Here is a 15,934-nt window from a genome sequence, read left to right as displayed (position 1 = left end):
CTGTGTGTGGCAATTAAATCAATCAGTTAAAGCAGGCGCGTTCTGTTGTTTGACCGACGCGCCTGCGGGTCGCGCTTATCGGCGTGGTTATAGTTTGCTGAGGCTGGAGGCTTTTATCTGTTCAATCAGCTGAGACTGCGTCAGCGTCAGCTGCCGGTTATTCAGGGGTTCCCACAGGCGGGTCTCACCATTACTGTTCAGGGTAATGATGTAGCGGCAGCCACTGCTTAACGCCGTCTGGTGCTGGCGCTTGAGCTTCGCGCCGCTACAGTCGACAAGAATATGCAAATCGGGAAGGTTCTGGCGCAGGAAATCGGCCAGCAGCAGGCTCTGAACGCCGCTGTCATTCCGTTCACTGGTGATAATCGCATCCGGGGCATCGCGCCACTGAGGATGGGTGGTGTCGCACACCGTCTGGATCAGCAGCAGCAGCCGCTCCATACCAATCGCGAACCCACAGGCCGGCAGGGTTTTATCGCTGAAAAGCGTGGCCAGTCCATCATAACGGCCTCCGCCGCACACTGTGCCCTGAGCACCCAGCGCATCGGTTACCCACTCAAAAACGGTGCGCGTGTAGTAGTCCAGCCCGCGCACCAGGCGCGGATTGACACGATATTCAATGCCGGCTTTATCCAGAAGCTCACACAGAATCTCGAAATGATGACGCGAATCCTGTTCAAGAAAATCGAGCAGCCGCGGTGCCTGCTCAATCATCTCCTGCATCGCCGGATTTTTACTGTCGAGGATGCGCAGCGGGTTCTGCTCAAGTCGTTTCAGACTCTCTTCGTCAAGCAGGGCGCGATGCTGCCCGAACCACTCCACCAGCTTAGTGCGATGCTGTCTGCGCTCGTCAGGGGTGCCGAGGGAGTTGATTTCCAGCCGGACGTGATGCTGGATACCCAGTTCCCGGAACAGATCCCGAACCATAAAAATCAGCTCCGCATCAATATCCGCCCCGGACATGCCAAAGGCTTCAATACCAAACTGGGTGAACTGGCGCAGACGGCCCTTTTGCGGACGCTCATAACGGAACATCGGCCCCTGGTACCACAGGCGCTGGGTTTTGTTGTAGCACATGTTGTTTTCCAGCACCGCGCGCATACAGCCGCTGGTGCCTTCCGGCCGCAGGGTAATGTGTTCTCCGCTTTTATCGAGGAAGTTGTACATCTCTTTCGAGACAATATCGGTGCTCTCCCCCACGGCCCGCTCAAACAGCGAGACTGGCTCCAGCAGCGGCAGGCGCATCTCCTGATAACCGTAGCGGAAGGCCATGTGGCGAAATTTGCTTTCCAGCCACTGCCACATCGGCGTTTCATCGGGCAGCACATCCCGCATCCCGCGTATTGCCTGGAGTTTGGTCATAACAGTTCCTTAGTGAGAGTTGAAAGGTGCGCGTCACCGCCCTGCTGAGGTGTTGCATTCCCCAGCCGGCGGCGGCGAACAAGTGAAAAGAGATAAAGAGGCAGGGTGATGAGTTGCAGCAGCATGCCGCAAAGCAGTGCCTGTGACTGTCCCGAAAGGAGCGCAATGGCGATAAAAACAAAGATAACGCCGCTCAGCGCGCTATAGGCATAGACCGCCGTCAGTCTCGGATAGCGGGTGATCAGCATCAGGCCCGGCAGCGACAGTACACTGAAGGCGTAGGGAAACAGGCTGGCGGTGATGGCCAGCGTAATGATGGTCGTAAACTGGCTTTGCAGGTTTGCAGAGAGCGTCATCAGCAAAACCAGCGTCATCAGCCCGGCGGTAAACAGCAGCGCTACCCAGGGGACGCCAAAGCGATTGGTGCGGGCGAATATCGCCGGCAGCAGTCCCGATCCGGCGGCCGCGCGCGGCACTTCAGTCTGTAAGATCTGCCAGCCAGGCACCGCACCCAGACAGGCGATAACCACCGCTGCCGAAAGCATCCTGCCCGCCATGGTTCCCCACAGCAGGCGGGCACAATCAGCGAAGGGCGACGCGGAGCTCTCCAGTGCGCTGTGGGGCAGAATGCCCATAATCACGCTGACCGAGCTGACATAACATAAACCGGTAATGCTCAGTCCCAGCAGTGTGGCCAGCGGGATGGTCCGGCGGGGATTAACGACCTGACTGAAGGAAACTGAGCCCGATTCAATGCCGAGAAAGCCCCACATCGAAATAACCGCTGCCGCAACGATGGCGTGACGGTCAGACTGACCGCTGACGTTCCAGCTCGCCTGGTAGAGCCGGATGTCAAAGTGTCCCCATCCCAGCAGGCCGACGCTCAGGATCACCAGGATCATGCAGCCGCCGGTCACCAGCTGCGTACGGCCAACCAGCCTTGCACCGCGCAGGCCAAAGAAGACCGAGATCCACAGCAGCACGATGCTGGTTAAGGTGGCATACAGCGGCGTGTGTAAGACAGGAAAAAAGACGCTGAGATAACCCACACTGGCCAGCAGCAGAGCGCAGTTCCCGGTCCAGGTCGACAGCCAGTAAAAAAGCGTCATCTGCAACCCGATAAAGGGACCAAAACAGGCGTGAATAGTGGCGATGATGCCACCGCTGCGCGGGTAGAGTGCGTTGGTTTTGTTGAAGATAAGCGCCATCCCCAGCACCACCAGAAAGGTCGCAGCCCAGCCCCAGACCGAGATCGAACCGATATGCGCCAGCGTGGCGGGCAGCATGAAAACACCACTTCCCATCATGTTGGAAGCCGTCATCGCCGTAAGGGCAATTAATCCCATGCGATGGGGGCGAGCGGGGTTTTTATCCATGGCATTGTGTCCCGGCGGATTAAGGGTAAGGGTGTTGCGCAGTGCAGCGTTTTGCCGGAAGCGTGATTGCTTTATCCCGGCAAAGCGTTTAGCGTGGTTATTCGCACGCCACCGGTGTCGGTTGGTCCTGAGGCCAGTGGCGCGCTTTCCGGGAGGGTAGTTATTCACTACCCTCTTTTTTATGCCGCGTGAGCGTTGAAATCAGCGATGACATCATCAATCAGCGCATCAATCTTGCTGCTGTCCAGATGGTGTGCGGTGGTGATCAGGTGAGCAATATCGCCGGATGTCGCCAGACAATGTTTTTTCCAGACCACTTCTGAAGGACAGGGAAAGACCACCGTAATGGAGTTTTTATTGCGCCAGGCGTTGATGCCAGCCAGATTGAAACGTCTTACCGCGTACTCCGCCATCTCAAGGCTATGTTTAACGCGCCGCTGCCAGTCGGCAAAGCTGTGGCTGCGGATCGCTTCCCACATCATCAGCGGCGTGTGGCCGTTACGTGAACCGGTGATCGTTTTGTCGTGCGCCGAGATGTAGTCGATTTCGACCGAAATCCGGTCAACATTTTTACGCCGGGCGACCACGATGCCGCAGGGGATCGGCGAACCGATCATTTTGTGTCCTGACACGCCAATCGAATCAATGCCATCGGAAAAACTGAACGGCTGCGCCTCCTCAACAAATGGCAGGATCATCCCGCTCAGCGCGGCGTCCGCGTGCAGATAGTAATCGTCGCGGGCTATACCCGCCTGGTGCAGCCGCTGCTGGATCTCGGCGATGTTGTCGACCGCCCCGCGCACGGTGGTGCCGATATTGGCAAAAATTATCGGATGCGGTTCATTGTCGGCAGCGATCTTTTTCATCAGATCGTCGTAGTCGATTTCACCATTGGGTAACGAGTTGACGACCCGGGATTTAATCCGCAGCAGGTTGACGATTTTGGCGACCGAATAGTGGGTATCTTTCGAGTAGTAAAGGGTGCCATCCGGGAACAGCTCACGCCCCAGATAGCAACCAAACATATTGCTCTCGGTGCCGCCGTTGGTGACATAGCCCCAGCTCTCTTCAAACGGGATGTTGAACAGATCGGCGAAGTACTCCATCACCTCTTTTTCAAATTCAAAAGAGTTGAGCAGATAGTTGCAATATTCTGCCCAGTCACCGCAGTTATTGATGGAGAAACGCATAAAACGTTCCAGAATGGTGTAATCAAAGTCAGCGGATTCAGGATAGCCAATATTGAAATATTGATTTTTGACACAGTATGACCAGAATTTATCCAGTTTATTCTGATCGGCAATAGATAACGTCATAGTAAACTCCTTTAAAGCAGTGTGTGTGATGAATTACTTATCTAAATAAAGAATGCTTTTGCCGTTTTTATTTCTGCCTGCTGCCACGAAGGAGAATAAGGGAATGGTGACCATCAGCATCGCGATCCCCCAGTAGAGGGAATCATTGCCTGAACCGAGCAGCGCAAAGATACTGTAAATAACCCCAATCACCACCATCGTGCAGTAAAACATAAAGCCTTTTCCGTGGTTTAATTTTCTGGACACCATGATGATCGGCAGTGAAATAAGTGCATACATATAAGGCAGTAATGAAGCGAAAACCGACATTAAAATGACCACTTCAAACTGTTTGGCTAAATCTGGTGACGCGGTAAGCAGTAATACCAGACTCATCAGGACGCCGGTAAAAATCAGGCTTTTAACCGGGACATCATTTTTATTGGTGTCAGAGAAAAATTTCGGGAACAGTCCCTGCTGGGCACCGGCCCGCGGTCCTTCAGATTGCAGGATCAGCCAGCCGGAAATAGAGCCGAAACAGGCGATGATGCTTAACGCGGAAACGATGTTCCCGGCCAGATCGCCGAACATATAGCGGGCCGCGTCAGCGAAGGGAGCGGCCGAGTGGACCAGTTCGTTATGCGGCACCAGACCCATAATCACGCTACAGCTGCCAACATAGCAGACCGCGGCGATCAGCAGCCCATAGACAGTCGCCTGCGGGACCGTTTTCTCCGGGTTTTTAACCTGCCCGGTTGAGACCACCGCCGACTCGACGCCGAGGAATCCCCATAGCGCAATCGAGGCGGCAGAGATAATCGCGGAGCTGCTGCTGCGTCCGGTGCCGTTATAGACCTCTGTAAACAGCTGCGGTTTAAACCAGAACCAGCCGACCAGCCCAATTCCCAACACCACAATCAGCATACAGCTGGCGGTAAATGACTGCGCCCGTCCGGCGACATTGGCGCCTAAACTGGCCAGCCCGATAAACGCCCAGAGAATAACGATGGCGGTAATGCAGCCATAGATTGGGTTTTTTAATTCAGGAAAGAAGTAACTCAGATAGCCAATCCCCGCCACCAGCAGGGCGACATTCCCTACCCAGGCGCTGATCCAGTAACAGACCGTGGTCTGAAAACCAATAAAAGGGCCAAATGCATCGCTGGCATAGGCAACGATCCCGCCGGTACGCGGTGTTAAAAGACTGGTTTTAGAAAATACCAGAGCCAGGGCGATGACGCCGATAATGGTAAATAGCCATCCCCATAGCGAGATATAACCGACTCCGGCCAGGTTTGTCGGTAACATAAATACACCAGACCCCATCATGTTAGATGCGGTAACCAGCGTGAGGGCAACCACGCCCATTTTATTTGCTGAGCCTGCGCTAACCGTTCCCATATAACTGTTCCTGTGTTGGAAAACCATTGTTAAGAAAACAAGTGATGATTTTTTAACGGTTATTGTGAGAGCCACAGGGGGCGTATTCTTGATAAATATCAAAATTACCAGGTGGGAATAGTCCGGCGGGGCAGAATAGTGGCTATTATTTGTTCATTAGTACCGGAACTGACTCCGTCCCCTTTTTTATTCAGCGCTCAGCATTAAATTACCGCGCACCGGTTTATTACCGGTGACCCGCTGGTGGAGATAAAAAAACGCCAGCTAAATTAGCTGGCGTGCAGGTCAATAAATGAACGCGCATCGGCGCAGTAAACGGGTTCTTTTCTGCGCGATGTGATGAAGGGAATCTGCCGGCAGGAACATTACAGATGCTGACGCCCATAACGAAAACCGGCGGTGGCAGGCTTACCTTATGGGCGTTAACACCACGGCCTGATTCTGTGGCGGACGATCGCTTCACCCACCCGGCGACTTACATTTTACCGGTCATCATCCGCTGGGTATCCCGGCCAGCCAGAAATCCGTAGAAGATATACCCAAACAGCACGATGATTGAGCCGCCAAACACCGCATCACTGCCGCAGGCATAGACCCCATAAATGCTGTAGATCACGCCGAGCGTGCTGATGATTGAAGAGATACGAAACTCGCGGTTGGATACCCTGTTCTTGCGCAGCATCACCTGAAGGCCGGTCATCGCCAGCACGTAAGGCACCATATTGATAAAGACGGCCAGATTCAGCAGCGCATTAAACTGATTAAGCAGGTCAGGTGAGATAGTCATGGAGGCCAGTAACAGCTCCAGAATCAGCATAATCAACATGCCCATAATGGGCGCGTCATCTTTGGTGACTTTCGCAAAGATCTTCGGGAACAGTTCACTGTCTGCGGCGGATTTAGAGACCTGAGCGTTGGTAAACTGCCAGCCCAGCAGCGAGCCGATGCAGGCAATCACCGCCAGCAGCGTGATGAATTTGCCCACAAAGGGGCTGAACATCATGGTGAACACCAGGCCGAATGGCGCGTTTGACTGCATCAGCTCGGCGTTAGGCACGATACCCTGGATCACCGAGGTAGAGGCGATATAAACAATCGCCGCAAAGGCGGTTCCGAACAGGCAGGCGAGCGGCACGTTCTTCTCCGGGTTTTCCACGGCACCGGAGTTGGCGCCGGCAGACTCAATCCCCAGAAAAGCCCACAGGGTTAACGAAATACCTGAAGAGACCGCTCCGCCATTGGAGAGGTGCTGAGGATTCCACGCATCGACGAAAATCTGGCTATCGAACCAGAACCAGCCAATGATCGACAGCCCGACCACCGGAATAATGATGCCCCAGATGGTGACAGAGGAGATCCGTTCAGTGATTTTCGGCCCTTTAAAGTTGGCGACCATTGTCAGCGCCAGAATCACCACCACCGCAAAGAAAGTGTGGAGCGGCGTGGATTTTACCCACGGCAGAAACGGCGCGAGGTAGCCCACCGCCGAAACCGCGATGGCGACGCAGCTGATGACCAGGCAGATGTAATAGCTGTAGGAGGCGATAAAGTAAGATGACTTACCATGCGCCTCCTGTGAATAAGCGGACATCCCGCCGTCGTTTTTACAGAAGCGACCACATTTAGCAAAAGCATAAGCGATGCACATTGCCCCCAGCGCGGTAACCAGCCAGGACAGAACAGAGATCGTCCCGGTGTGTGCCAGGCTCGCCGGTAACATAATAATTCCCGACCCCATCATATTTACCGCGACAAGAATAGTGAGCCCAACGACCCCCATTTTTTTGCTTTCGGTTCCCATTAATCATCTCCTGTTTGAATAATTATTTCAGCTACCCGCTGAGCAGCATCATTTGTTAATATTAAATTTATTCTCTCTATTTTCCTCAGAGCGACAGGAAAGCGTTGTGGCGACATAACGGCAAAGGATGTCTTATGGCCAAAGTTATATATTCAGATGGCTTTCCGGTGAGGGTGTTAATTTATAAAAACGATATACACCCCATTAAGGCAAGTCAAACGGTTGGCTTTTTTTATCATCGTGCGATTTGTAAGGTGATATTTTCCGGCTATTAGCGCTGAAGGGTAAATTGATATTTATCAATTAAATAAAAATAAATATTCTTTAATAACAGTGATTTATAAATATTTTTGTTCCGGGATAAATGCTTCAGAAAATATAATCAATGTCATTTTATGCGCTATTCATTCCTGAATATGGTTGGTAATTCATTAAAAATGAATTACGCCGCATCGTGAAATATATCCACACATCCGTCAGTGGTCCTGCTTTTCCATATTATGTATATTGGTCATGCTGAAGTTCGAGTCCGAATAAAATAGCCCTCACCGTAAATATGATGACTATTTCATTAATTCATCCGTGCGCACTGAACTCAGTGCTTAAACCCTTATGCGTAATGCGGCCCTGCCGTGGAAAAGCATAATCAACGAAGAGCCAGAGATTATCTTTGTTGCCGGTCACCGGCCAGCACAGAGCGTTATCCTGGACCATTAACTGATAAATTCAGGGATTAGTGAAACGAATATGAGCGATAAAAATTATCTAATCGTCAGCAATAATCGCGCCGACAGGCAGCAACCCGATGATGCGATTTCTCACGTCGCCAGCGTGCTGAAAAGCAAAGGTGAAAATGTCCACTTTGCCTACTCCTGGGAGTATGCCACCGCCTATGTGGTCTCTACCGTGGGCATCGACTGTATTCTGCTGGAGTGGGTCGCCGCCGACGTTGCCGAAATCCGCAGCCTGATTGAACGCCTGAGTCTGCGACACGATCGGGTACCGGTATTCCTGATGATCAAATCTGCCAACGATAACAGCACCATTGACGCGCAGATGATGAATCACATTACCGAAACCTTCCTGGTGATGGATGACACCACCGACTTTATCGTCGGTCGGCTACAGGCGGCGGTCAACCGCTATGAAAAAGCGATGATGCCACCGCTGATGGCGGCGATGATGCAGTACGCCAAAGAGAAAGAGTACTCCTGGTCCGCGCCGGGCCATCAGGGCGGGATTGGCTTCTGTAAAACCGCGGTAGGCCGTAAATTTTATGACTTTTACGGCGAAAACATCTTCCGTACCGATATGGGGATAGAGCGCGCCTCTCTCGGCTCCATGCTGGATCACACCGGCGCCTTTGGCGAAAGTGAAAAGTATATTGCGCGCGTCTTTGGCGCTCACCGCTCCTATTCGCTGGTGGTCGGTTCTTCAGGTTCCAACCGCACCATTATGCAGGCCTGTCTGACGGATAAAAGTATCGCCATCTGTGACCGCAACAGCCACAAATCGATTGAGCAGGGTCTGATACTGACCGGTGCGACGCCGGTTTATATGACGCCCACCCGCAACGCCTACAGCATTATCGGCCCGATCCCGAAAAAGCAGATGTCAGCCGCCTGGCTGCGCGGTCAGATAGCAGAAAACCGCTTTGTGTCGGCGCTGGAGGAGAAACGTCCGGCTTACAGCATTGTCACCAACTGCACCTATGATGGCCTGATCTATAACGGGGATAGCATCCAGCAGATGCTGGGCGAGAGCTGCGACCGTATTCATTATGATGAAGCCTGGTTCGGATACTCCCGTTTTAATCCGATCTACAGCGGCTTCCATGCGATGCGCGGTGACAAAGCCAGCCACAGTAAAGATGCACCGACGCTGTTTGCCACCCACTCGACACATAAACTGCTCAATGCGCTGTCGCAGGCTTCCTATATTCATATTCGTGAAGGTCGCGGCAACGTCCAGCATGCGCAGTTCAACCAGTCATACATGATGCACGCCACCACCTCGCCGCTCTACTCCATCGCCGCATCAAACGACGTGGCGGCGGCAATGATGGACGGTAAACAGGGGATCAGCCTGACCAACGAGGTGATTGAGGAAGCGGTCGATTTCCGTCAGGCCGTCGCCCGGATGTATAACCAGACGCGGCAGGAGAACGACTGGTTTTTCAAACCCTGGAACCCGGAAAGCGTGACCGATCCCGCCAATGGCGAGCGCTACAGCTTTGCCGATGCGCCAAAACGTCTGCTGACTACCCAGCAGTGCTGCTGGATACTCGATCCGAAAGATAAGTGGCACGGTTTCAGCGATCTCGATGAAAACTGGGTGATGCTCGATCCGGTGAAAGTCAGCCTGCTGACGCCTGGCCTGAACGATGATGGCTCCCTTCAGGAACAGGGTGTGCCCGCCGCGCTGGTGACGGCTTATCTCTATAACCTCGGCATTGTGCCTACCCGCACCACCGATTTTCAGATCATGTTTCTGTTCTCAATGGGTGTCACCCGCGGCAAATGGGTCACGCTGATGAACAGCCTGATGGCGTTTAAAAAGCATTATGATCAGAACGCGCCGATCAGGGATGTGATGCCGGGTCTGGTGAACAGTGCGCCCGGGATTTATGGCACGCTTGGTATGCGCGACCTGGGCGACAGGATGATCGCCTTCCTCAGAGAACATAACCCCAGCGCTAAGCTCAACCTGGCCTACGAATCGCTGCCGCAGGCTGACATGCTGCCGCGCGATGCCTTCCGCAAACTGGTCACCAACGAGGTTGAACCGGTTTCCATTTATGAGCTGGAGGGACGTACCGCCGCGAACTCGGTGATCCCTTACCCACCAGGCATTCCGATGATGATCTCGGGTGAAAATTTTGGTGATAAACATAGCCCGCTGATTGGTTACCTTCAGGCGCTTCAGTGCTGGGATGAAACCTTCCCCGGCTTTGAACATGAGACCGAAGGCGCAGAAAAAGAGCAGGGTATCTATCACGTCATGTGTCTTAAGCGCTGACACCCCAGGCCCGGATGATTGCCGGGCTTGCTACTTTTCGGGCAACAGAGGACATCCCCTTTCAGGCGGTGCGCCAGCGGGCTGTCGCGCTGCCCTTTTCACAGCAGGAGGTAATCAGGTGAATATCAAAGCGCTACTGACGCAGAAAATCCACAACGCGCTGGCATCCCTACAGATTGAAGATGCCGGGAAACTACAGGTTCGCTATGCCGAACAGCTCCGGTTCGGTGACTACCAGATTGATGGGGTGATGGCGCTGGCCCGCACCCTGCAATGCCCGCCTCATGCGCTGGCCAACCGGCTGCTCGATGCGATGTCGCTGGAGGGCATTGCCGGGAAAATCGAAGTGGCCGGTCCCGGTTTTATCAATATTTTTCTGGATCGTCGCTGGCTGAGCCAGCAGCTGGAGCACCTCTACCGTGACGAACGGCTGGGCATTGCCAGAGTGGAACCGCAGTGCATTGTGGTGGATTACTCCGCGCCCAACGTGGCCAAAGAGATGCATGTCGGGCATCTGCGCTCCACCATCATCGGCGATGCGATGGTGCGGACGCTGGAGTTTCTGGGGCATAAGGTGATCCGCGCCAACCATATCGGCGACTGGGGAACGCAGTTCGGCATGCTGATTGCCTGGCTGGAGTATAACCAGCAGCAGGCGTCGCAGACGCTGGAGCTGGCCGATCTGGAAGCCTTTTATCGCGCAGCCAAAAAGCGCTATGAGAGCGATGCCGAATTTTCCGAACGAGCGCGGCGCTATGTGGTGATGCTCCAGCAGGGAGACGCCTGGTGCCTGGCGATGTGGCGACGGCTGGTGGAGATCACCATGGTGCAGAATCAGCGCAACTATGACCGCCTGAACGTGACGCTGAACGACGACTGCATTATGGGTGAAAGCACCTATAACGCCATGCTGCCGGAGATTGTCGACGATCTGCTGGCGCGCGGGCTGGCGCGCGAAAGCGATGGTGCCATCGTGGTGATGCTGGATGACTATCTCAACAAAGATGGCGAGCCGATGGGGGTGATCATCCGTAAGAAAGATGGCGGCTACCTCTACACCACCACCGATATTGCCTGTGCGAAGTATCGCTACCAGGTTCTCCACGCCGATCGCGTGCTCTATTACGTTGATTCGCGTCAGCATCAACATCTGATGCAGGCCTGGAGCATCGTGCGTAAAGCGGGTTACGTGCCGGAGTCGGTGCCCCTGGAGCATCATATGTTTGGCATGATGATGGGCAAGGATGGCAGGCCCTTCAAAACGCGCGAGGGCGGCACTATCCGGCTGTCGGATCTGCTGGATGAGGCGGTGATCCGCGCCCGCAACCTGATTCGGCAGAAACAGCCCGATCTGGATGAGGCGTCTCTGGAGTGGCTGGCCGAGGCGATTGGTATCGGTGCGATTAAGTATGCTGACCTGTCAAAAAAACGCACCACCGATTATGTTTTCGACTGGGACAATATGCTCTCGTTCGAGGGCAATACCGCGCCCTATCTGCAATACGCCTGCTCGCGCATTACCTCCCTGTTTAATCGCGCTGCGTTAGATCAGACGCAGCTCACCGGCGCGCTGCTGCTGGATGCGCAGGCCGAACAGCAGCTGGGTAAACAGCTTTTGCGCTTTGAAGAGGTGGTCTGCGCGGTGGCTCAGGAGGGGTATCCCCACCTGATGACGCACTATCTGTTTGAGCTGGCCAGCCTCTTCTCACGTTTTTATGAAAGCTGCCCGATTCTCACCGCCCCGCTACCCCAGCAGCAAAGTCGCCTGAAGCTCACCGCTATCACGGCGCGTACCCTGCAAACCGGCCTGACCATGCTGGGCATTAAAACCGTTGAGCGCATGTAGACAAAGGATGATCGCTAAAATGGAAAAACCCCGTCTGCAACGTAATTTCAAACGGCTGCTACAGTCAGAAAACTTCACTTCGCAAAACGAGATCGTTCATTACCTTCAGGATCTTGGCTACAAGAATATCAATCAGTCCAAGGTCTCGCGGCTGCTGACAAAATTTGGCGCCATCCGTCGCCGCAATGCCAAAGGGGAGCTGGTCTACTCCTTTCCTGCGGAGCTGAATGTGCCGGATATTAGCAGCAGGGTGAATAATCTGGTTCAGATGATGGACTACAACGAGACGCTGATTGTGGTTAACACTTCGCCTGGGGCGGCCTCGCTGGTCGCCCGTATTCTGGACTCTTTCGGCAAGCCGGAAGGCATCATGGGGACCATTGCCGGCGATGACACCATCTTTGTGATCCCCTGTCATGGCGTGACCACCCAGGGACTGATTATGCATATCAGAAATCTGCTGGATATTGAGTAGCCGGTCGCTGCGATGGGTCACAGAGGATTGGTTGAGAATGGGGCCGTCTGTGGTGAACGCGCGGCACCCTGCTCCGCGTGCAGGCGAGTGACTCTGGTGCGAAGCGTGTGAGTCAGGCTTTCCCTATTAGCTGATTCTTTCCACCACCGCGGTCAGTGGGTCTGCATTGATCGCTCCTCTCTCCGTTACCATGAAAAAATCAAACAATGGTGAGGTTATTCCGCGCAGGCCGTGGATTTTTATAATGGAAGCTCATAAGATAATGGTGCGTTATGTTCTGAACATATCCAATCACAGGAAAGAAATAATGAGCAAATATCTATTTCTGGCAGTTTTTGCCGCGACAGCTCTTCTGACCGGCTGCTCCAGCGACTATGTTATGCAGACTAAATCGGGTAAAATGATTATCACCAAAGGGAAACCGGAGATCGATAAATCTACCGGGCTGGTGACCTATAAGGATGCGGGCGGCTTCAGACATGAAATAAACCGCGATCAGATCACTAACATGGTTGAAAAATAAATTATTGTGCGTTAAGTCCCACATCTGAATGTGGGACTTTTTCCGCCGGCCTACTGCTGGACTTTAATCTGCGTCCAGCCTTGACGATACATGCAGTCCTTCACCAGAATATCGCGCTTACTTTCATTTTCATCAGTGGTTGAGTAGCTGGTATCTGTCGTTTTCCGTTTTTTATCTTTCGACGTGTACTTGCCGATGATTTGATTATCTGGCGGCAAATCCCTGAGCGCCTGCGCTTTGCACTGGGTCTCGGCCATATCTTCCTGCCGTTTGTCCGTACCAGGCTTAACCCACTGATACTCAACGCAACCCGTCAGACTTACCAGGATTGATGTGATAACGAAGATTTTTTTCATAGTGTCCAGTGAAGGTAATGAGCGTTAACAATGATTTTAGTGCAATCGGGTTGATATAAAAACTATCTGCGCTGTTCAGCGCCCTTCAGATTGCGACTGAAAAGCCAGAGATAACTGACAGCAGTAGTGCGATTTTATTCAGGATGCCAGCTTAGCTGAATCAGCGGAATGCTCTCCTGCGTGGGTTTTGGCTGTTGATATTTTATCTGCAAAGTTCAGCTGTTGTATCCCATTATTTTTTCAAACAGGGATGGCTTGCTGTTTGTTTCGCAGTCAGAAATGATTTCTTCGTTAATATATTCTTCTTTCGCGTGTTCAACAAGCCGCTTAAACCGGTGCTTTATTACTCTACCCGCCGGGCTACAGTCATCCGAGTCGGCCAGATCCACCGCCGCGTTGTAAGCCGCGTAGCAGTTGCCGACGTTGTCCGGGTGGGACTTACAGCCGCTGAACACGTTATAAGCCAGATCAGGATGATTTTTATAATAGGCAGCGTCGGGTGAATTTTTCAGCTGCGCAAATATCCCCGGAAGTAACACCGCGGAAGCGATGGCAAGCATGATCATGCCCGTCAGGGCGATATATCTGAACCTCATTATTCCTGCTCCTGAACTGATCGGTTCACAACGGATGTTTCCAGCCATAATCTCTGCCGGGAGTGGCTATGTGCCCATGGCGTGCTGCGCGATGAAGGCACGCTTCTGTGACGGCATTCGGGTTGTCTGGTTTTCATCCGGCTTTCTGCTCTCTTTCAGTGATTCACCCTTTTCTTCTGTCATCAAGGTGCAGAAGCAGGAGTTTTAAAGCGGGTCATATCCTACTCTCTCTATAAAGCAACTTCAGCAGCGATTTGCTGCCGGCACCAGAGTTAGATAAACAATCCTTCTATGGATTTGATTTATTGCTATCCGACCATCAGGCGCAGGGCTGAAACAGAACACTGGCGGTGCCTGGTTGCTCAGCGATATGAAATCGCCCTCCCCCGAACGGCAATGGAGGAGAGATAAAAATACAGGTTACACAATCGGCCATTAGTTACATCATTCATTCGCTGGAAAACAGCAGTTACGGCCCTTCGGGCCGTGCGGGGGCGGCTTGTCAATGAGCACTCGGAGTTTCAGAACGGCTCGATTGAAGTTGCGCCCGGAGCGGCACGGGTTAGCAGCATCTCTCTCCATACCTCAGCTCCTCCTTTAGTGTGTTGTAACTAATGCCAGCATGCAGAGATCAATGCATCCCTCTGCCCCTTCATGCCAGGGCAGATCAAAACCCGATTCCGCAATCGCGCCGTCATTTCACTCCAGCGATCCCGATGCCTGACGTACCGCCTGCGGCGTTTTACCCGTCCAGAAAAGGAAAGCGCGAGCGAAGGAGTTGGAATCTTCAAACCCCAGCAGGAATGAAATTTGTGCACCAGACATCGTGGTGTTGCGCAGGTAGTGAAAAGCCAGAGACTCCCTGACCTTATCCAGCGTTTGCTGGAATGAAGTTCCTTCCTGCTGAAGTCTGCGCTGAAGCGTGCGTGTGCTCACCGCGAGCTTCTGACTTATCTTCTGCATTGAGGTTTCTCCGGCCGGTAAACTTTCCAGTAAAAGCGCGTGCACTCTTTCGGTCATGCTGGCCCTTTTATCAAGGTCAGCCAGTCTCTGGCGCAGAGAGGGTTCAAAGAAGTCCCACATTCTGTGGTTTTCCGTCAGAAATGGTCTTTGCATGTCATCGTCAGAAAAAACGACCGTGGCCAGCGGGCTGTCAGTAACTGGCGTACCAAAAAACGCCTGATAGGCCAGCGCCTCTGATTCTTCGATCCCGTCAGCCTGGGGCCAGCTGACTTTTATGGGCTTAACGGCCGTCCGTGTCGCCAGCCGCACCAGCTGAACGAAAAAAACCAGTTTGAAGATCAAAAACAGCTCAGGAGGACGCCTGGTTTTATCAATGAAATCGATTACGACTTCAGTGTGTGAGCCACGCCGCTCAGCCCGGATTATCATGGGTGCAATCAGCCGGACATATTTCGCCATTCTCTCCAGGGCACACCGCATATTAGTGCTGCAAAGTGCGGCAAACAGTTCAGGATCGAACCAGTCTGACGACATCACCTTTGCTATCTGCAATGCCACCGGCGTATCAGGCGATCCTGAAAGCGCTTCCGCTTCAATGGCGGACCAGAGTTTAAAGAAATCATCCGGGTTGAGCCGCACATTCTGGCGGGCAAAGAGATCGCCCGGCAGCTCTGCGCGGCGCAGTACAGGTGACGCTTCTATCCCTGCATCCTGCATCAGCAGACGCCATCCCGGCCAGATCGAATAATCCAGCATATTGAAATGGCGACTATTTATAGGGGGCATTTTTTCTCTGTTCATTCAGCCAGTCTAATCCGCCGATCATGCCACCTCAATAGCCAGACGCGCCAGGTTAAGAACCGACACAATGGCGTGATTCGCTGTTAACCTGGCGCGTCTGGCTAGTGCTGCAAAACAGCGG

Annotated in this window: 12 protein-coding genes; 4 read left to right on the top strand and 8 right to left on the bottom strand. The window is 53.1% G+C overall.

Features of this window, described 5'->3' with window-relative positions; all coding sequences use genetic code 11:
• Positions 1-87: 87 nt before the first annotated feature.
• From hisS to potE, 5 genes are all read right to left on the bottom strand, one after another.
• A complete protein-coding gene (gene hisS / locus ACCW71_RS14930) occupies positions 88-1,362 on the bottom strand; it encodes a histidine--tRNA ligase (RefSeq protein WP_436372637.1) in 1,275 nt (424 codons plus the stop codon).
• Positions 1,359-2,738, bottom strand: coding sequence for an amino acid permease (locus tag ACCW71_RS14925; RefSeq protein WP_436372635.1), 1,380 nt, complete (start codon positions 2,736-2,738; stop codon positions 1,359-1,361). The genes hisS and ACCW71_RS14925 overlap by 4 nt, the downstream gene beginning before the upstream one ends.
• 179 nt (positions 2,739-2,917) lie before the next feature.
• Complete coding sequence (locus tag ACCW71_RS14920) at positions 2,918-4,054, bottom strand: histidine decarboxylase (RefSeq protein WP_436372633.1); 1,137 nt, start codon at positions 4,052-4,054, stop codon at positions 2,918-2,920.
• A 33-nt stretch (positions 4,055-4,087) separates the two neighbouring features.
• Positions 4,088-5,434: a histidine-histamine antiporter gene (hdcC, locus tag ACCW71_RS14915; protein WP_436372631.1), complete on the bottom strand. Its 1,347-nt coding sequence runs from the start codon at positions 5,432-5,434 to the stop codon at positions 4,088-4,090.
• Positions 5,435-5,909: 475 nt separating this feature from the next.
• The gene (gene potE / locus ACCW71_RS14910; protein WP_436372629.1) at positions 5,910-7,235 is read right to left on the bottom strand and encodes a putrescine-ornithine antiporter; all 1,326 of its coding nucleotides are present in this window, start codon (positions 7,233-7,235) and stop codon (positions 5,910-5,912) included.
• A gap of 747 nt (positions 7,236-7,982) precedes the next feature.
• On the opposite strand from potE, the gene adiA reads away from it, so the two are divergent.
• The 4 genes from adiA to ACCW71_RS14890 all read left to right on the top strand — a co-directional run bounded on the left by adiA (position 7,983) and on the right by ACCW71_RS14890 (position 13,097).
• A complete protein-coding gene (gene adiA / locus ACCW71_RS14905) occupies positions 7,983-10,253 on the top strand; it encodes an arginine decarboxylase (RefSeq protein WP_436372626.1) in 2,271 nt (756 codons plus the stop codon).
• Between the two features lie 118 nt (positions 10,254-10,371).
• A complete protein-coding gene (gene argS / locus ACCW71_RS14900; protein WP_436372623.1) occupies positions 10,372-12,099 on the top strand; it encodes an arginine--tRNA ligase in 1,728 nt (575 codons plus the stop codon).
• A gap of 7 nt (positions 12,100-12,106) precedes the next feature.
• Positions 12,107-12,574 (top strand): transcriptional regulator ArgR, encoded by a 468-nt coding sequence (gene argR, locus ACCW71_RS14895; RefSeq protein ID WP_436372622.1) that lies wholly within the window; start codon positions 12,107-12,109, stop codon positions 12,572-12,574.
• 307 nt (positions 12,575-12,881) lie between these two features.
• A complete protein-coding gene (locus tag ACCW71_RS14890) occupies positions 12,882-13,097 on the top strand; it encodes a YgdI/YgdR family lipoprotein (RefSeq protein ID WP_436372620.1) in 216 nt (71 codons plus the stop codon).
• 50 nt (positions 13,098-13,147) lie between these two features.
• On the opposite strand, the gene ACCW71_RS14885 is transcribed toward ACCW71_RS14890, so the two are convergent.
• From ACCW71_RS14885 to ACCW71_RS14875, 3 genes are all read right to left on the bottom strand, one after another.
• Positions 13,148-13,453 carry a lipoprotein gene (locus ACCW71_RS14885; RefSeq protein ID WP_436372617.1) on the bottom strand — a complete coding sequence of 102 codons (306 nt, stop codon included), beginning with the start codon at positions 13,451-13,453 and terminating at the stop codon, positions 13,148-13,150.
• Positions 13,454-13,668: 215 nt separating this feature from the next.
• The gene (locus ACCW71_RS14880; RefSeq protein ID WP_436372614.1) at positions 13,669-14,097 is read right to left on the bottom strand and encodes a hypothetical protein; all 429 of its coding nucleotides are present in this window, start codon (positions 14,095-14,097) and stop codon (positions 13,669-13,671) included.
• A 651-nt stretch (positions 14,098-14,748) separates the two neighbouring features.
• The gene (locus ACCW71_RS14875; RefSeq protein WP_436372751.1) at positions 14,749-15,729 is read right to left on the bottom strand and encodes a helix-turn-helix domain-containing protein; all 981 of its coding nucleotides are present in this window, start codon (positions 15,727-15,729) and stop codon (positions 14,749-14,751) included.
• Between the last annotated feature and the right edge of the window lie 205 nt (positions 15,730-15,934).

It is taken from the genome of Pantoea sp. C2G6, assembly GCF_051336815.1.
In the GTDB taxonomy this organism is placed as follows: domain Bacteria; phylum Pseudomonadota; class Gammaproteobacteria; order Enterobacterales; family Enterobacteriaceae; genus Pantoea.
The sequence above is the reverse complement of the archived record's forward strand: the minus strand, read 5'-3'. Positions and strand labels throughout refer to the sequence as shown.